The sequence below is a fragment of the Polaromonas sp. AET17H-212 genome, from assembly GCF_002379085.1.
Taxonomy (GTDB): domain Bacteria; phylum Pseudomonadota; class Gammaproteobacteria; order Burkholderiales; family Burkholderiaceae_C; genus Polaromonas.
The window spans coordinates 142,812-159,532 of the sequence record NZ_NBZW01000006.1 but is presented as its reverse complement, the minus strand read 5'-3'; the positions used below and the strand labels follow the sequence as shown (position 1 = coordinate 159,532).

Genomic DNA, 16,721 nt, shown 5'->3' with positions numbered 1-16,721 from the left:
CAGTGCAACAAATTCCTGTTTCAGACTCATGGTGTCTTGTGCTTTCCAAGGCATGGTGACCCTCCGGCAAATTCGCCGGAAAGTGTCAACCATGTCCCCGCACACCTGTCACCTATGTCCCCGGTCTATACACTTCGCCAAAAGAAAGTACCCAAAGAAAAGGCGACCCGATGGTCTGGGTCCCTCCGCTTCGCTCCGGGCAACCTGCGGTGCTCGCCAAAAGCGGGGTCGAGTTCGAACTCGCTTCGCTCAGACAATCGCTCGCCCTGATCCGCTTTCGGCTGCGCTCCTCGGCCCAGCCCGACGGGTGGGGGAACAAATGCGGGTGCGGGGAGACATGACGCGCGCAGCGCGTCATGTCGGGGGGCACGCGACCGTCGTGTATTTGCACGCGGTTGCAGCACACGTTGCCAAATGAAGTCCCCCTCCATCGCCCAGCGGGGCGAGGGCAGGGGTTAGGGGTGGGAGTGGGGAGTTGCGCCTACTGTCCAGGGCAGACAACCGACGCAGCGTGATGCTGGGGATGCTATTGATTTAATAGCTTGTGGCGCCCGCCAAACAAGGGCCAAGTGCCGATTCGATCAAAGACTCAGGCAGAAGTCGCCCGAATCGCCGACTTCGGCCGGAACGCCTTGCACACCGCATCGTCGGTTTCCAGGTAAGGCCCGCCAATCAGGTCGACGCAATACGGCACGGCGGCAAAAATGCCGGCGACTGCCTGCGAACCGTCGGCATTTTTCAGGCCTTCGAGTGTTTCGGCAATCGCCTTGGGCTGGCCGGGCAGGTTCAGGATCAGGCTCCGGTCGCGGATCACGGCGACCTGGCGCGACAGGATGGCGGTGGGCACGAACTTCAGGCTGATCTGGCGCATCTGCTCGCCAAAACCCGGCATTTCCTTGTGGCCGACCGCCAGCGTTGCTTCGGGCGTCACGTCGCGCAGCGCCGGGCCGGTGCCGCCGGTGGTCAGCACCAGCGAACAGCCGGCATCGACCAGCTCGATCAGGGTGGCGCTGATCTGCGCCTGCTCATCGGGAATCAGGCGCTCGGCAAACTCGATCGGGTTGCGCAGCGCGCGGCCCAGCCAGTCTTTCAGCGCGGGCAGGCCCTTGTCTTCGTAGACGCCGCTGGAGGCCCGGTCGCTGACCGAGACGATGCCGATTTTCACTGCATCGTGGGCCATGGTCAGGGGGCCTCCGGCGCCAGCGTCTGCCGCACCAGTTGGAAGATCTCGCGGTAGGACTTGCCGTGGCGCGGCGCTTCGCCGGGCTTTTCGGGCTTGGCGTCCTTGCGGGCCTGGCGCACCAGGGCGCGCAGCTGCTGCGCGTCGGTGTCCGGGTGTTCGTTGAGCCAGTCGCCCAGCGCATCGTCGGAGGCGATCAGCTTGTCGCGCCACTGCTCGGCCAGGTGCAGCGCCAGCGTGAGCTGCGCCGAGCCGTTTTTCTGCTCGTCAATCGCCGCGCGAATCGGTTCGGGGTCCAGCGGGCGCATCAGCTTGCCGATGAACTGCATCTGCCGCCGCTTGCCCTCGAAATTGGTGATTTTCCGGGCCTGGGCGATGGCGTCGAGCAGTTTTTCGGGCAGGTCCAGCCGCGCCATCAGGTCGGCACGCAGGGTGAGCAGGGCTTCGCCGAGGGCCTGTTTTTCGTCGGCTTCGGCTTTGAGCTGGGTCTTGCTGGGCGGGCCAACCTCTTCCAGCGCAATTTCTTCGGGTTTCACGAAGCGGCCGTGGGACCAGTAGCCCTTGATAGCCTTAGGAGTCTTGTTGTTCATAGCAGTCAGTATCATAGCTACCCATATGACCCTCAAGACTTCCAAGACATCCTCCGGCGCCAAACAGGCGGCCCGGCCTTCTTCCCAACCGGAAAAGGGCTTCAGTTACCACCGCGATTTTTTCGAGGAACTGGTGGACAGCGCGCTTGCGCACGCCAAAAAAATCGGTGCCACCGATGCTGCCGCCGAGGCTTCCGAAGGTTGCGGCCTGAGTGTCAGCGTGCGCAAGGGTGAACTTGAGAACGTCGAGCGCAACCGCGACAAGTCGCTGGGCGTCACGGTGTACGTGGGCCAGAAACGCGGCAACGCCTCGACCAGCGATTTTTCCAAGGCAGCGATCGAGCAGACCGTCAAGGCGGCCTATGACATTGCGCGTTTCACCGCCGAAGACAAGACCTCCGGCCTGCCGGCCGACCGCGACATCGCACGTGTGCACCCCGAGCTGGACCTGTTCCACCCCTGGGCCATCGACTCGGAAGGCGCGGCCCGCCTGGCGCTGCAATGCGAGGCGGCCGCCTTGGCCACCAGCAAGCGCATCACCAACAGCGAAGGCGCGGGTGTGTCGGCCCAGCAAAGCCATTTTTTCAGCGCGCACACGCGCGGTTTCCGCGGCGGGTACGCCAGCTCGCGCCACAGCATCTCCGTCGCGCCGATCGCGGGCAAGGGCAGCCAGATGCAGCGTGATGCCTGGTACAGCTCCATGCGCGACGCCAGCGAACTGGCCAGCCCCGAGGCGGTCGGCCGCTACGCCGCCGAACGCGCGCTGGCGCGCCTGAACAGCCGCAAGATCAAGACCGTGCAGTGCCCGGTGCTGTTCGAGTCGCCGCTGGCCGCCGGCCTGCTGGGCGGCTTTGTGCAGGCCGTTAGCGGCGGCGCGTTGTACCGCAAAAGCACCTTCCTGTTGAACAGCCTCGGCAAACCGGCATTTCCGGCGCACATCGACATCAGCGAAGACCCGCACCTGCGCAAGGGCAAGGGCAGCGCGCCGTTTGACGAAGAGGGCGTGAAAACGCGCGCACGCCAGGTGGTCGAGGCCGGCATTGTGCGCGGCTACTTTTTAAGCACCTACTCGGCACGCAAGCTCGGCATGCGCACCACCGGCAATGCCGGCGGCTCGCACAACCTGGTGCTGAGCAGCCGCCAGACCAAAGCCGGCGACGACCTCGACGCCATGCTGAAAAAGCTGGGCACCGGCCTGTTTGTGACCGAGCTGATGGGCCAGGGCGTGAACTACGTGACCGGCGACTATTCGCGCGGCGCCTCGGGTTTCTGGGTCGAGAAAGGACAGATTGCCTTTCCGGTGGAAGAAATCACGATTGCAGGCAACCTCAAGGACATGCTGATGGGCATCCAGGCCGTGGGTGCCGATGTCTACAACTACGGTGCCAAGAGCGTTGGCTCCATCCTCATCAACCGGATGAAGATTGCCGGATCTTAAGCCCCCACGTTCGCTCGCTTCGCGTAGCTCCCGAGGCCTTGCAGGCCGCGGCTCGCGAGACGCTTCGCCTCTGTCGCCTGTCCAAACCTGCTCAAGCAGGTTTGGAGCCGCAGGCTCCAGCCCCTCGGGGGCCGCTGCGCCTGCGGACTGGCAGAGCCAGATCCGCGGCCCCTGCTTGATTGAAGAGGGCTGTCGCGAACTGTCGCTGTTCTTAGCCAGCCAGAGCCGCTTTGACCGCCGCTGAGACCTGCCCCATGTCGGCCTTGCCAGCGAGTTTGGCTTTCACCGCACCCATGACCTTGCCCATGTCGCCGGGGCCGCTGGCACCCAGTTCGGTAACGATGGCCTTGACCTCGGCAGCAACCTCCTCGGCGCTCAGGCGCGCGGGCAGGTAGGCCTGCAGCACCACCAGTTCGGCGGCTTCCTTGTCGGCCAGGTCCTTGCGCTCGGCCTTCTGGAAGGCCTCGATCGAGTCCTTGCGCTGCTTGATCAGCTTGTCGACGATAGCGACCACGGCGGCATCGTCGAGCACCACGCGCTCGTCCACCTCTTTTTGCTTGAGCGCCGCCAGCAGCAGGCGGATGGTGCCCAGGCGCTCGCTGTCCTTGGCGCGCATGGCGGTTTTCATGTCTTCGGTGATCTGGTCTTTGAGGGACATGGGTTTCTCCAACGGTAAAAAAGTAAAAAGCCCGCTGGAGCGTCCTTCAGCGGGCTTGGTGAGGTGCCGGAAGGCGTGTACTGGCTTAGTACAGCTTCTTGGGCAACTGCATGGAGCGGATGCGTTTGTAGTTGCGCTTGACGGCAGCAGCTTTTTTACGCTTGCGCTCGGCGGTGGGCTTTTCGTAGAACTCGCGCGCGCGCAGGTCGGTCAGCAGACCGAGTTTTTCGATGGTGCGCTTGAAACGGCGCAGAGCCACGTCGAAGGGCTCATTGTCTTTTACACGAATAGTCGTCATTGATGAAGTGATCCAAAATTTTGCGTCCTTAGTGATCTGATCAGAATCAGGCCAGACGCGGGTTTGCTAGCAAAGCCTTAGATTATAGCGGGATTTCAAGGCAAGTCCTTGAAACACCGACGGGCGGCGCACCCGTCCGGGTCAGTTTTTTGCCACTGCCCCCGAATTTTCCGCCAGAGCCATCGCGCAGGCGTGGGCACTCGCCCAGGCCCACTGGAAATTGTAACCACCGAGCCAGCCGGTGACGTCGACGATTTCGCCGATGAAATACAGGCCCGGCTGCTTCGACTCCATGGTTTGGGATGACAGATCCCGGGTGTCGACGCCGCCCAGCGTCACTTCGGCTTTTTTGTAGCCTTCGGTGCCGGTTGGTGTCAGTTGCCAGTCGCTCAGCCGCTCGGCCAGCGTCGTCAGGGCCTTGTCGGTGGCCTCACTGACGGGTTTTTGCCAGGCCGGGTCGCGGCTGGCCCAGGCATCGGCCAGACGGGCGGGCACCAGCGCCGCCAACTCGTTGGCGATCAGCTTTTTCGAGCTGGCCTTGGCGCGCAGCAGCAGGGTGGGCAGGTCCACGCCGGGCGCGAGGTTGATGCGCACCGGCTGGCCTTCGCGCCAGAAGCTGGAGATCTGCAGCACCGCCGGCCCGCTCAGGCCGCGGTGGGTGAAGAGCAGGTCTTCGGCAAAGACCACGGCTTTTTTGCGTTGTTTCGGGGTGGCATCCGGCGGTCCGGTTTCGATCCGCACCGGCAGGGCCAAGCCGGCCAGCTGGGCATACGGTGCCCAGGCCTCGCCGTCGAAGGTCAGCGGCACCAGCGCGGCGCGCGGCTCAACCAGGCGCAGGCCGAACTGTTTCGCGATGCGGTAACCAAAATCGGTGGCCCCGATTTTGGGGATGGACAGGCCGCCGGTGGCGATCACCACCTGCGGTGCCTCGATGCGGCCGCGGTCGCTCTCGATCTGGTAGCTGCCTGCGCCCGGCTGCTCAGGGCCGGTGATGCTTTTGATGCTGCAAGGCTGCCAGCGCGTGACGCCGCCGGCATCACACTCGGCCAGCAGCATGTTGATCACGTCCTCGGCCGAACGGTCGCAAAACAGCTGGCCCTTGTGTTTTTCATGAAACGGGATGCCGTGGCGCTGCAGCAGGGCCATGAACTCCTGCGGCGTGTAGCGCGACAGGGCCGAGCGGCAAAAATGCGGGTTCTCGCTGAGGAAGTTGGCCGGTGTGGTGTCGCGATTGGTGAAGTTGCAGCGGCCGCCGCCCGAGATGCGGATTTTTTCGGCGACTTTCTCGCTGTGGTCCACCAGCAGCACCTTGAGGCCGCGCTGGCCGGCGATGCCGGCGCAGAACAGCCCGGCTGCCCCGGCGCCCACCACCACCACGTCAAATTTATGGGTCAAATCGGCCTCCAGCCCAATAGGTACGGGCGAGAGTAGCCATGAAATATATAGCAACCTGGCCCGACCGGGACTCAGGAGTGTAGCCGGGCCTCCCCGGCGCCCGTGACGTTCAGGCGGCGCGGAACTGCGCCGGAGCGCTCTGCGGAAATTCGCCCGCCGCCGCCACGCCGCTGATCACATCGCCGACGACGATGACCGACGGGCTGGCCAGGCCGGACGCGCCGATCGCATCGGCCAGCTGGCCCAAGGTGGTGGTGATGTGGCGCTGCGTCGGCAGCGAGGCGTTCTGGATCACGGCCACCGGCGTGGTCGCCGGCAGGCCGGTCAGCAGTTCGTCCTGGATGCGCCCGGCGCCGCTGACGCCCATGTAGATCACCAGCGTGAGTTTGGCCTTGTGCGCCGTGTCAGCCAGCGCGCGCCAGTCCGTGCCCACGTCGCCCGGCTTGGCGTGGCCGGTGACGAACACCACGCCGTGCGCATGCTGGCGATGCGTCAGCGGCACACCCAACGAGGTCACCGCGGCCAGGCCGGCGGTGATACCGTTGACGACTTGGACGGCGATGCCGGCGGCCTGCAGATGTTCAACCTCTTCGCCGCCGCGGCCGAAGATGAAGGGGTCGCCGCCCTTGAGCCGCACCACGTTTTCGCCTTCCTTCACCGCCATGACCATGAGTTTTTCAATGAACTCCTGCGGCGTCGATTTGCAGCCGCCGCGTTTGCCCACATGCACGATGCGTGCACTGGGCTTGGCATAAGCCAGGATCTCGTCGCTGACCAGGTCATCGACCAGCAGCACGGTGGCGGCCTGAATCGCCTTGAGCGCCTTGAGCGTCAGCAGTTCCGGGTCGCCCGGACCCGCGCCGACCAGGGTGCACCGGCCGTTGGAAGAGAGCTTGTGTTTGCTGCTGGTCATAGTTGCAATGTCAGTTGCAAGATATGTTCCACCTGTCGGGCAATCGATGCCGGTACGGCAGCGGAGCCCGACATCACCGCGCGGATATAGGCGGCGGTGCTGTCACTGTCGATGGCGGCGGGCAGGTCCGGCACGCTCGCCAGGGTGCCGGGCTGCGCTTCCTGCAGCAGGGTGCGCCGGCCTGCGATGAAGGCCTGCATCTGCGGCGTGCGGCGCGCATCGGCGACGACCTCGCCTTCGGTACCGCGCAGCAGCAGGGCGTTGGCTTCAATCAGCTCGAAGGTCTGGCCCATGGAGATCGCGTACTCGGGGTGGGTGTAGCTGCTGACCACCAGCGCCTTGCCCTGGCAGGGGTTCATGATCTTGACCAGGCTGTGCGCCGGGTTGCGCAGGCCGACGGCACGCCGCACATCGAGCAGGCGTTTCAGGCCCGAGCACAGCAGCTCGGTGGCGGCAAAAACGACTTCGCCGTCTGCTATGGTCTTGATAGCTGTCAGCGCATGTATGTCAAGGGCGGAGAGCACTTCTGATGCAAAGATGCGGCTCGATTCGGTGGCCGTGCCGTGCACCAGCACCGGCAGGCCGTGGCGCGCCAGCAGCAGCGCCAGCAAGGGCGTCAGCACCGGCAGCTTGCGCGCGCCGTTGTAACTCGGCAGCACCACCACGGGTCGGTTGCTTGCCGGAAAACGCCGCATGCGCTGGTAAGTGGCGTCCAGGAAACCCGCCATCTCTTCGGGTGTTTCGCCCTTGATGCGCATGGCCAGGCAGAAGCCGCCTATCTCCAGGTCGGTCACCGTGCCGTCAAGCACCTGGCCGAACAGGTCGGCTGCCTGCTCACGCGTGAGCGGCCGTGCGCCGTCTTTGCCGCGGCCTATGACCTTGATGTACTGAGCGATGGACATGCGTGATTGTCGGCGAAGGCAGATAACTTTCCGTTATGAGCTTAAGCCGGTGTTCTTCAGGCGAGTACCTTGATCGGGATCACGGGCCGGCCGCCGCTGGCGGCCGCGGGCCGGGCTTGGCCGGCGGTCCGGATGAGGCGCTTGATCTCGGGTACGCAGGAGCCGCAGTTGGTGCCGCATTTGAGCTTGTCCTGCAGCGCCTGCAGCCGTTCGTCGTCGCTGGCCAGGTAGCCGGCGCCGCCGACCGCGTGGGTGATGTCCGTCAGGCAGGCGCCGATCTCGGCATCGGTGACGCTGAAACAGGTGCACACCGGTTTGCCGCGCGCCTGCAGGGCCACCGGTGCCTTGGCACCCGGCAGCAGCAACAGCCGGCCATAACTCTGCGCCGGCAGTTCGTCCTGCAGCAGGGTCTTGATCCAGGCTTGCGCGCTGACATCCCCGGCGAGGACAAAGCCGGCCAGCTCGGCGTCTTCGCCCCTGTGCACCAACCGCGCCGTGCGGTGTTGGCCTTTTTTCCTGTCCACGTAGCGCAGGGCATCAGCGCCGCCCAGGCCGAGAATGCTTTCGATTTTTTGCAGCAGGCCTTCGGGCGGCGCTTCAAAACCGGCAGCGCGAAACAGCACGCCTGTGCGCTGGCGGCCGGCTTCTCCCAGCGGCACCTCGTTGGAGAAAGGCACGCAGCTGCTGAAGGCAAAACTCGCCATCAGCGGTTTGAGCTGCTCGCGCGCCGCCAGCGCCTGGTCTTGCGGCAGCCAGGCCATGGCCAGCAGCGACCAGGGCAGCTCGGCCTTGAGGATCTTGACGGCCACGTGTTTGAGTTCGGGCTGTTTGGAACTCGGGCAGTAGGCGGAAGTGGTCAGCGCGTTGACACCGGCCAGCGGTTCGCCGCTGCTGGACAGGCCGCTCAGGTACTCCCCGCCCCAGTGCATGGCCATGAAGGCCTGGCTGACCGCCACTTCGGGTGAAGCCTGCAGCGGCACCACGATGGAGCCGCGTTTGGACGTCACGTAGACCAGGTCGCCGTCTTTGAGCAGGCGGCGCGCCATGTCCTGCGCATTCATCTGGAGGGCCGGCTCGGCCACATGGCCGAACAGGCGGCCCAGCGTGCCGGTGCGGCTCATGCCGTGCCACTGGTCGCGCAGCCGGCCGGTGGTCAGCGAGAAGGGGTAACGCGATTCGCGCGGCTCGGCCGCCGGCTTGTACACCGTGTTCACGAAACGCGCCTTGCCGTCGTCGGTCGGGAAGATGCCGTCTTCGTAAAGCCGCACCTTGCCGGTGTTTTCACCTTCCTTGAGTGGCCACTGCTGCGGCGCGGTGTCCAGCATGGCGTAACTCATGCCGGTGATGTCGAGGTCACGCCCGCGCGTGGATTCGCGGTGTTCGTTCCAGATGCCCTCCACGGCGGCGGCCTCGTCGCCGGCGGACCAGGGAAACAGCGTGCTGATTTTTTGCACCGGCAGCAGTTTTTCAAGCCGCTGCGCAAAAACCACGGCAATCGACCAGTCGTGCCGCGTTTCACCCGGCGCGGCCACCGCCGGACGCACGCGGCTGATGCGGCGCTCGCTGTTGGTCACGGTGCCGGTTTTTTCGCCCCAGGTGGTGGCCGGCAGCAGCAGGTCGGCGTAGTCGCAGGTGGCCGGCGTGGCAAAGGCTTCCTGCACGATGACCAGCTCTGCACGCTGCAACGCCCGGCGCACGGTGGCCTGGTCGGGCATGGACTGCGCCGGGTTGGTGCAGGCGATCCACAGCGCCTTGATCTCGCCGTCGGCCGCGGCCTGGAACATTTCCACGGCGGTCTTGCCGGGCTGGTCAGGCACCGAAGGGATGCCCCAGAGTGTGGCGACTTCGGCGCGGTGCTGCGGGTTGGCCAGGTCGCGGTGGGCGCTGAGCAGGTTCGCCAGGCCGCCGACCTCACGCCCCCCCATGGCATTGGGCTGACCGGTCAGTGAAAACGGCCCGGCGCCAGGCTTGCCGATCTGCGCGGTGGCCAGGTGCAGGTTGATCAGTGCCGCGTTCTTGGCAGTGCCACTGCTCGACTGGTTCAGGCCCTGGCAGTACAGGCTCAGGGTAGAGGCCGAGGTGGCGAACAGTTTCGCGGCGGTGAACAGATCGTCTTTCGTGATGCCGCAGGTCTGCGACACCAGGTCGGGCGTGTAGTCGCGCACCGTGGTTTTCAGCGCGTCGAAGCCGCCCGTGTGTTCGGCGATGTAAGCCGCTTGTGTCCAGCCTTCCCACAGCATGATGTGCAGCATGCCGTTGAACAGCGCGACGTCGGTGCCGGGCTGGATGGGCAGGTAGAGGTCGGCGATGCCCGCGGTGTCGGTGCGGCGCGGGTCGCAGAAGATGATTTTCATGGCCGGGTTGGCGGCCTTGGCGTCCTCGATGCGGCGGAACAGGATGGGGTGCGCGTAGGCGGTGTTGCTGCCGACGATGAAGATGCACTGCGCATGGTTGACGTCGTCGTAACAGCTGGGCGGCGCGTCGGCGCCCAGGGTCTGCTTGTAGCCCGCCACCGCGCTGCTCATGCACAGGCGCGAGTTGGTGTCGATGTTGTTGGTGCCGATCAGGCCCTTGGCGAGCTTGTTGAAGACGTAATAGTCCTCGGTCAGCAACTGGCCGGAGATGTAGAAGCCGACCGCGTCCGGCCCGTGTTCGCGGATGATGCGCGCGAAACCTTCGCTGGCCACATCCAGCGCGCTGTCCCAGCTGATGCGCTGCGGCGCGGCGCCGCGCTGCTCGCGCTGCATCGGGTGCAGCAACCGGGTCTGGCGCGTGACGATGTTCGAGGCCGTCAGGTGCAGGGTCGAGCCCTTGGTGCAGAGTCGCCCGAAATTGGCCGGGTGATCGGGGTCGCCGCGCACACCCGTGATCTCGTCGCCCTGGGACTCGATGATCACACCACATCCCACCCCACAGTAAGGGCAGGTGGATCTGGTTTCCTTGGGCATCACGCGGTCTGCGGAGCCTGCACGTCAAAGGTCTCGTCGCCCAGTGCGCCTGTGGATGCACAGGGGCCGGCGCGCGGCGGTACCAGGTCCAGGGCCAGCGTGGCCAGCTCGATCGGGTCCAGCAGCACCTGGCCGGCCTCTACCTTGCAGGCAAATTTCGGCGTGCAGCCTTCATCGGCGCCCTGGGCGCAGCCGTCGGCCAGGCCGATGGTCCAGTTGTGCAGCGGGCAGGCCACGCTGGTACCGAACACGATGCCCTGCGACAGCGGGCCGCCCTTGTGCGGGCAGCGATCCAGCAACGCAAACACCTGGTCGTCGGCGTTGCGGAAAACTGCGACGTCGATGCCGCGCTCCCGCGCCACGCGGCGCGCGCCCAGCACAGGGATGTCGGTCACCAGACAGATTTTTTTCCATTCGCTCATGAGGGGCCCTTTATTTCTAGCCGAGAACGCGGGCGTACATGCCGGTGACCCGGTCCATGACCTGAAGCAGGTTTTCGCTGCTCACAAAAACATCGGCGGCGGCCTTGAGGCTCGTCACGCGGGCCTTCAGCGCGTTGTCGAAGAAGAGCCACTGGTTGTCGGCCAGGACCAGCTCCTGCCTGATCTCGGCGGTGGCCTCCGGCGCATTGCGCAGCAGTTCCAGCGCCGGCACAAACTCTTCGCGCGCCTTGCTGATTTCCCGCAGGCTCAGTGCGCTTTCCACGTTCCAGCTGTTGGCCAGGTAGAACTGCGCCATGCGCTGTGACAACATGCGCTGCCGGCCTGCGACGTTCACCAGCTTGGCACCCGGCTTGCCGGCCTGCTGCTCGAACAGTCCTGTGCCTTTGTGTGCCAGGGCCAGCACCTTGCCGGCCTGGTCGAGCACCGACTTGGCTCGGTCCTGCAACGGCACGGCGCCGACCAGCAGGCTTTTGTAGTCCGACCAGGCCGATTCCAGCAAGACGTAGGTATCGCGGGTTTCGCCGGCCGGTGCAAACGTCTTGAGTTCGACCAGTTGCCGGTCGAACAGGGCCATGGACTGGTCCAGTACACGGCGGGCAGTTTCAGCCTGGATGCCCTGGCCCAGGCCGAACCAGGCCTTGCTCATGCGCTGCGACAGCATGCGCTGGCGTCCAGCCTTGTTGATGGCGTCGCCGAGTCCGGCAACCTGGGCGTGGACGGGGACCACGGCAGCCAGGGCGAAGCCGCAGAAAACGCGGCGCTGAAGGGAGTAGGTCATCGGTGTTTTCATCCTGAACATCGCGGGCTTCAAGCGGGAAGTGCGGAAAACTGCCGCGTATCAACGGCCGCTTCCTTCAGGTCGAACCACGGATCGGGTTCGCCATCGAGCGCAAACTGCAGCCGCTCCCACAGGGCCTTGCGACCTTCATGGTCGTCGAGAATTTTTTTCTTCACGTAGTCGAGGCCGACGCGGTTGACGTAGTGCACCGTGCGCTCGAGGTACCAGCCCTCCTGGCGGTAGAGCTCGCAGAAGGCGCCGGTGTATTCCAGCACCTCGGCAGCTGTTTTCAGCTTCGTGAAAAAGTGCGCCACCTCGGTCTTGATGCCGCCGTTGCCGGCGATGTACATCTCCCAGCCGGAATCGACACCGATGATGCCGACGTCCTTGATGCCCGACTCGGCGCAGTTGCGCGGGCAGCCGCTGACCGCGAACTTGACCTTGTGCGGCGCGTACATGCGCCACATGGCGCGCTCCAGGTCCTTGCCCATCTGCGTGCTGTCCTGCGTACCCATGCGGCACCACTCGCTGCCGACACAGGTCTTCACCGTGCGCAGCGCCTTGGCGTAGGCGTGGCCGGACGGCATGCCGATGTCTTTCCAGACGTTCTGCAGGTCTTCCTTTTTCACACCCAGCAGATCGATGCGCTGGCCGCCGGTGACCTTGACGGTCGGGATCTTGTACTTGTCCACCGCATCGGCGATGCGGCGCAGCTCGCTGGCCGTGGTTTCGCCGCCCCACATGCGCGGGATCACGCTGTAGGTGCCGTCCTTCTGGATGTTGGCATGGCTGCGTTCGTTGATGTAGCGGCTTTGCGGGTCGTCTTTCGCTTCCTTGGGCCAGGTGCTGATCAGGTAGTAGTTGACGGCCGGCCGGCAGGACGCGCAGCCGTTCGGCGTGCGCCATTCCATGAACTGGTAGACCTCCGCAATGCTCAGTAGCTTGTTGGCGCGGATCGCGTCGCGCACCGCCTGGTGGCCATGGTCGGTGCAGCCGCACATCGCCTTGAGCTTGGGCGTGGCCGAGTAGTCGCCGCCGGCGGTGGCCATCAGGATCTGCTCGACCAGGCCGGTGCAGGAACCGCAGGACGCGCTGGCCTTGGTGTGTTTGCGCACCTCGTCGAGCGTGAACAGGCCTTTTTCCTTGATGGCCTTGCAGATCGTGCCCTTGGTCACGCCGTTGCAGCCGCAGACTTCGGCTTCATCGGGCATGGCCGCGGCCTTGTTGTGCCCTTCGTGGCCGGCATCGCCGATGTTGGACTCGCCGAACATCAGCCGGTCGCGGATGTCGCCGACACTGCGGCCGTCGCGCAGCAGCTTGAAGTAATACGAGCCGTCCACGGTGTCGCCGTAGAGGCAGGCGCCAATCAGCTTGTCGTCCCGGATGACCAGCTTTTTGTACACGCCGCCGAAGGGGTCGCTCATGACAATTTCTTCCGTGCCTTCGCCGCCCATGAATTCGCCGGCCGAGAACAGGTCGATGCCGGTCACTTTCAGTTTGGTCGATGTCAGCGAACCGGTGTAGCGGCCGATGCCGAACTGCGCCAGGTGGTTGGCCGCCACCTTGGCCTGCTCGAACAGCGGCGCCACCAGGCCGTAGGCGATGCCACGGTGCGCCGCGCATTCGCCCACGCTGTAGATGCGGGCGTCGGTGACCGTCTGCATGGTGTCGTTGACCACAATGCCCTTGTTGCAATGCAGGCGCATGGTTTCGGCCAGCTGCGTGTTCGGGCGTATGCCGACCGCCATGACCACCAGGTCCGTGGCCACTTCCGTGCCGTCCTTGAATTTGATGGCGGTGACACGGCCGTCCGGTCCACCCACCAGTTCCTGGGTCTGCGCTCCCATCAGGAAGGTCAGTCCGCGCTCTTCCAGCGATTTCTGCAGCAGCTTGCCGGCCACGCTGTCGAGCTGGCGCTCCATCAGCGTCGGCATCACATGCACCACGCTGACAGCCATGCCGCGCAGCATCAGGCCGTTGGCCGCTTCCAGGCCGAGCAGGCCGCCACCGATGACCACGGCTTTTTTGTATTTTTCCGACGCTGCAATCATTTCGTTGGTGTCGGCGATGTCGCGGTAGGCGATCACGCCCTGCAGGTCCTTGCCGGGCACCGGCAGGATGAAGGGGTTGGAGCCGGTGCACATCAGCAGGCGGTCGTACTCTTCTTCGGTGCCGTCTTCGGCGCGCACGATGCGTTTGATGCGGTCCACCTCGACAACCTTCTTGCCGGCGTGCAGGGTGATGTGGTTGTCCTTGTACCAGTCCCAGCTGTTGAGGACGATTTCGTCGAGTGTCTGTTCGCCGGCCAGCACGGGGGACAGCAGGATGCGGTTGTAGTTGGGGTGCGGCTCGGCGCCGAACACCGTGATGTCATACAGCTCGGGCGCGACCTTGAGCAGTTCCTCGATGGTACGGACGCCCGCCATGCCGTTGCCGACCATGACCAGTTTTGATTTTTTCATCGTGCCACTCCAGTGGGGGCCGGTGCCGTCGGCGCAAGCGCCAAAGCCATGCCGGCTTGCGAAAAAGGGGAGGTAAAAACCATGATGCTCTCTCCTGCAGAACAGGGACCCGGCTGTGGCCGGCATGAGGTACACCAATACGCACGTCGTTATGCGCAGAACCCGCAGTGTGCTGGTTGCGGGTGGACGCGTCGTTGCGCCCGTGAAGGCTTACGCAAAAGTTGTGCCATGCGCTGGCGTCAGTGACGGGCCTGAGGGCGTGGCCGTGGCGCGCCCGGGAGGGCCGGCCGGTTCTGCCCCGTGCGCGGCATGTCTGTCTGACACAGCGCTGGTTGCCAGATTTGCCCGGACTGCTCGCCACCCGCACCAAAGGCGGGCATGCACAGGGCTTGTCATGGTGCAGGGCCTGTCCGCGTCGCGCTCCTTGTACCCGTTCGCGGGAAGCTGACTGAAGAGAGGTCCTGACGCTTAAAGCGCGATGCCCAGCACTTCGGTGCCGTCCATGACACCGCTGCGGCCCGGCAGGGAAAAGCGCTTGCGCCGGCCTGTTTTCACGGTGCCGGCGACCTCGCGCAGCAAGCTGGCGCTCGCCGCAATCTTCCAGCCGGCCGAGGTCGCCTGTTTCTGCAGCTGCAGGGTGGTGCTGACGCTGTCGCCGACCGGCAGGACCTGCGCGCTGCCCCACAGCGGGTCCTCCAGTTTGGCCAGCGTCACGGGGCCGCTGTTCAGGCCCACGCAGATTTCAAAACGCGGCAGCGAGCGCCCGGCAAAATGGCTGAGCAAAAAGCCCTGCACCCGCTGGGCGGCGTCGATCAGGCCCAGGGCCGCCCGGGTGGCACGCAGGCCATGGTTGACGGTGTCGGTGTCCGTGCTGTCCACAAACACGGCCAGCAGGCCTTCGCCGACAAACTGCATGTGGAAGACGCCGAAGAGATAAAGGGTGTCGCCCGCATTTTTGTAGAACTCGCGCACGACCTCGCTGAGTTCCGTGCTGGAGAGTTTTTCAGCCAGCGCCGGGAAATTAACCACGTCGACAAAAAGCACGCTGGCGCTGGAAAACCGCCGGTCCGTGACCAGCGCCTGTGCCGAGGGCCATTTGTCGGCGAGTTCGGCCAGCATCCGTTTTTCGTAGAGGCGGCCCAGCTTTTTTTCCTGTTCCTTCAGTGCTTCACCGACCGCCGCACCGACGGCCTGCTGCTGGACGGACTGGCGCATCAGCTGCTTGTTGAGCTGGGCGGCGGTTGCTTCGAGCAGCTCCCCGAAAACCAGGGGTTTGGTCAGGTAGTCGTCGGCGCCGCTGGTCATGCCGGTGCGGACATGTGCGCGTTCCTGCAGCGAGGTCAGCAGGATGACGGGCGTGGCCTGGATGGCGGGGTCGGTGCGCAGCGCCTGCAGCATGGCAAAACCGTCCATCACCGGCATGTTGACATCACTGACGACCAGGTCTGGCGCATTGCTCCGCACCAGCGCCAGCCCGGAGGCGCCGTTGTCCGCCTCCGCCACCTCATAGCCTTCAAGGCGCAGGGCGGTAGCGATCAGGGTACGGATCGCCTCGTCGTCATCGATGACCACAATCAGGGCCATCTCTTCATTCCATCAAAGCAAGCGTCATGGCGGGAAGCTTACCAGCGCGGTCGGCCTGCCGTGCCGCCTGTACCTGGTCGGGTGGCTGCGTGCCGCCGGGACGCCGCGTCCGGCAGGCCCGGCCTGTCGGCGGCACGCCACCCGGGTCAGCGACGGGTTTTGATGGTGTTCGGAAGCGTGGTCATGCTGCGCTGCAAAAACTGATCCAGGGAGATCAGGAGCACCATGGCGAACGCGGCAATGATGACCAGGCTCGGCAGGTTGAATGAACTGATGTAGCCAAAACCCTGAGGAATGGCTGTACGGTTTGGCGTGGTGCAGACAAACTCCGCAGCCGCCATGCCGGTGTAATGCATGGCACACACCGCGACCGCCATCACCAGTGCCGCGCCGGCCCGACGCGCGAGACTGTCGGAGTTGAAGGCCAGCCACAACGCGGCGGTGGCCGCGACCACGGCAATGACCAGCGAGATCGCCACCATCCCGTAGTTCCACTGGATGTAGCCGCCGAATTTCATGCCGTACATGCCCAGGTAGTGCATGAAAGCCACGCTGGTCCCGAGCAGCGCACCGGCACCCAGCATGCGCGGCAGGCTGTCCGGCGCCTTGGCGACAAAACCCAGTGCCAGTGAGGCGGCCAGGACGGCCACCGCCAGCGAAACGCCGGTTTCGATCATCGAAAAGCTGCTTGCCACATCGAGATCGAGCGCCAGCATGCCGACGAAATGCATGGCCCAGACACCAACGCCGCCCAGTGCCACGCCGGCTGCCAGGGTGTTGATGGTGCGGTGGGCGGAGTTCTGCTGGATGCGCGTGGCGGCCGTCAGCGCGACAAAGGCGCCGGTTACCGAAATCAGGAACGAGAGGGCGACCAGGGTCCACTGGTAGTTGGTTAAGACTTGAGTGTTCATTTAAATACCAAGTAGTTACATCAAAGACTGAAATGTAATACTTATTACGGTTTGTTGCATTGGCCGTCAATAAACCCTCATGGGATGAGGGCTCAGAAAGCGACCAGCGCTGGCCCTGGCCGATGGCCATGGCGAGTAGGGATGGTGCGGAGGGCTGGGGGAGCTCGGACGGCAAGCGAAAGCCCGCGTGCGGCTGCGGTCCCAGGCTGCACGGGGCCAGA

The 16,721-nt window shown here is 64.7% G+C and carries 14 protein-coding genes; 1 reads left to right on the top strand and 13 read right to left on the bottom strand.

The features are described 5' to 3' along the window. Nucleotides 1-589: 589 nt before the first annotated feature. Both mog and yjgA read right to left on the bottom strand, forming a co-directional pair. Nucleotides 590-1,180, bottom strand: coding sequence for a molybdopterin adenylyltransferase (mog, locus tag B7G53_RS07735; RefSeq protein WP_096666022.1), 591 nt, complete (start codon nucleotides 1,178-1,180; stop codon nucleotides 590-592). A gap of 2 nt (nucleotides 1,181-1,182) precedes the next feature. After that, nucleotides 1,183-1,770 (bottom strand): ribosome biogenesis factor YjgA, encoded by a 588-nt coding sequence (gene yjgA, locus B7G53_RS07730; protein WP_255249936.1) that lies wholly within the window; start codon nucleotides 1,768-1,770, stop codon nucleotides 1,183-1,185. Nucleotides 1,771-1,795: 25 nt separating this feature from the next. Between yjgA and pmbA the strand changes: the two genes are divergently transcribed. Further along, nucleotides 1,796-3,208: a metalloprotease PmbA gene (gene pmbA, locus B7G53_RS07725; protein ID WP_096666015.1), complete on the top strand. Its 1,413-nt coding sequence runs from the start codon at nucleotides 1,796-1,798 to the stop codon at nucleotides 3,206-3,208. 211 nt (nucleotides 3,209-3,419) lie between these two features. Here pmbA and B7G53_RS07720 read toward each other — a convergent pair whose 3' ends face one another. The 11 genes from B7G53_RS07720 to B7G53_RS07670 form a co-directional block, all read right to left on the bottom strand. Continuing rightward, nucleotides 3,420-3,866 carry a GatB/YqeY domain-containing protein gene (locus B7G53_RS07720; protein WP_096666012.1) on the bottom strand — a complete coding sequence of 149 codons (447 nt, stop codon included), beginning with the start codon at nucleotides 3,864-3,866 and terminating at the stop codon, nucleotides 3,420-3,422. An 85-nt stretch (nucleotides 3,867-3,951) separates the two neighbouring features. After that, nucleotides 3,952-4,164 carry a 30S ribosomal protein S21 gene (gene rpsU, locus B7G53_RS07715; RefSeq protein WP_007872347.1) on the bottom strand — a complete coding sequence of 71 codons (213 nt, stop codon included), beginning with the start codon at nucleotides 4,162-4,164 and terminating at the stop codon, nucleotides 3,952-3,954. A 141-nt stretch (nucleotides 4,165-4,305) separates the two neighbouring features. Continuing rightward, entirely contained in the window at nucleotides 4,306-5,559 is a 1,254-nt protein-coding gene (locus B7G53_RS07710; RefSeq protein ID WP_176491312.1) for an NAD(P)/FAD-dependent oxidoreductase, read from the bottom strand. 109 nt (nucleotides 5,560-5,668) lie between these two features. Next, a complete protein-coding gene (cobA, locus tag B7G53_RS07705) occupies nucleotides 5,669-6,472 on the bottom strand; it encodes a uroporphyrinogen-III C-methyltransferase (protein WP_096666008.1) in 804 nt (267 codons plus the stop codon). Continuing rightward, nucleotides 6,469-7,374 carry a DNA-binding protein YbiB gene (gene ybiB / locus B7G53_RS07700; protein WP_096666005.1) on the bottom strand — a complete coding sequence of 302 codons (906 nt, stop codon included), beginning with the start codon at nucleotides 7,372-7,374 and terminating at the stop codon, nucleotides 6,469-6,471. The genes cobA and ybiB overlap by 4 nt, the downstream gene beginning before the upstream one ends. A 56-nt stretch (nucleotides 7,375-7,430) precedes the next feature. Then, entirely contained in the window at nucleotides 7,431-10,322 is a 2,892-nt protein-coding gene (locus B7G53_RS07695) for a nitrate reductase (protein WP_096666002.1), read from the bottom strand. Then, entirely contained in the window at nucleotides 10,322-10,744 is a 423-nt protein-coding gene (gene nirD, locus B7G53_RS07690; RefSeq protein ID WP_096665999.1) for a nitrite reductase small subunit NirD, read from the bottom strand. Before nirD ends, B7G53_RS07695 begins: the two co-directional genes overlap by 1 nt. A 16-nt stretch (nucleotides 10,745-10,760) precedes the next feature. After that, nucleotides 10,761-11,543, bottom strand: coding sequence for a type IV pili methyl-accepting chemotaxis transducer N-terminal domain-containing protein (locus tag B7G53_RS07685; RefSeq protein WP_096665996.1), 783 nt, complete (start codon nucleotides 11,541-11,543; stop codon nucleotides 10,761-10,763). A gap of 29 nt (nucleotides 11,544-11,572) precedes the next feature. Then, complete coding sequence (nirB, locus tag B7G53_RS07680) at nucleotides 11,573-14,005, bottom strand: nitrite reductase large subunit NirB (RefSeq protein WP_096665993.1); 2,433 nt, start codon at nucleotides 14,003-14,005, stop codon at nucleotides 11,573-11,575. Nucleotides 14,006-14,473: 468 nt separating this feature from the next. Continuing rightward, nucleotides 14,474-15,589 carry a response regulator gene (locus tag B7G53_RS07675; protein ID WP_096665990.1) on the bottom strand — a complete coding sequence of 372 codons (1,116 nt, stop codon included), beginning with the start codon at nucleotides 15,587-15,589 and terminating at the stop codon, nucleotides 14,474-14,476. A 146-nt stretch (nucleotides 15,590-15,735) separates the two neighbouring features. Further along, the gene (locus tag B7G53_RS07670) at nucleotides 15,736-16,500 is read right to left on the bottom strand and encodes an MHYT domain-containing protein (protein ID WP_096665987.1); all 765 of its coding nucleotides are present in this window, start codon (nucleotides 16,498-16,500) and stop codon (nucleotides 15,736-15,738) included. Nucleotides 16,501-16,721: the final 221 nt, after the last annotated feature.

Bases quoted from the DNA above. Each gene is read 5' to 3' on its own strand.
- mog (WP_096666022.1), bottom strand. From the start codon at position 1,180: ATGGCCCACGATGCAGTGAAAATCGGCATCGTCTCGGTCAGCGACCGG.
- yjgA (WP_255249936.1), bottom strand. From the start codon at position 1,770: ATGAACAACAAGACTCCTAAGGCTATCAAGGGCTACTGGTCCCACGGC.
- pmbA (WP_096666015.1), top strand. From the start codon at position 1,796: ATGACCCTCAAGACTTCCAAGACATCCTCCGGCGCCAAACAGGCGGCC.
- B7G53_RS07720 (WP_096666012.1), bottom strand. From the start codon at position 3,866: ATGTCCCTCAAAGACCAGATCACCGAAGACATGAAAACCGCCATGCGC.
- rpsU (WP_007872347.1), bottom strand. From the start codon at position 4,164: ATGACGACTATTCGTGTAAAAGACAATGAGCCCTTCGACGTGGCTCTG.
- cobA (WP_096666008.1), bottom strand. From the start codon at position 6,472: ATGACCAGCAGCAAACACAAGCTCTCTTCCAACGGCCGGTGCACCCTG.
- ybiB (WP_096666005.1), bottom strand. From the start codon at position 7,374: ATGTCCATCGCTCAGTACATCAAGGTCATAGGCCGCGGCAAAGACGGC.
- B7G53_RS07695 (WP_096666002.1), bottom strand. From the start codon at position 10,322: ATGCCCAAGGAAACCAGATCCACCTGCCCTTACTGTGGGGTGGGATGT.
- nirD (WP_096665999.1), bottom strand. From the start codon at position 10,744: ATGAGCGAATGGAAAAAAATCTGTCTGGTGACCGACATCCCTGTGCTG.
- B7G53_RS07685 (WP_096665996.1), bottom strand. From the start codon at position 11,543: ATGACCTACTCCCTTCAGCGCCGCGTTTTCTGCGGCTTCGCCCTGGCT.
- nirB (WP_096665993.1), bottom strand. From the start codon at position 14,005: ATGAAAAAATCAAAACTGGTCATGGTCGGCAACGGCATGGCGGGCGTC.
- B7G53_RS07675 (WP_096665990.1), bottom strand. From the start codon at position 15,589: ATGGCCCTGATTGTGGTCATCGATGACGACGAGGCGATCCGTACCCTG.
- B7G53_RS07670 (WP_096665987.1), bottom strand. From the start codon at position 16,500: ATGAACACTCAAGTCTTAACCAACTACCAGTGGACCCTGGTCGCCCTC.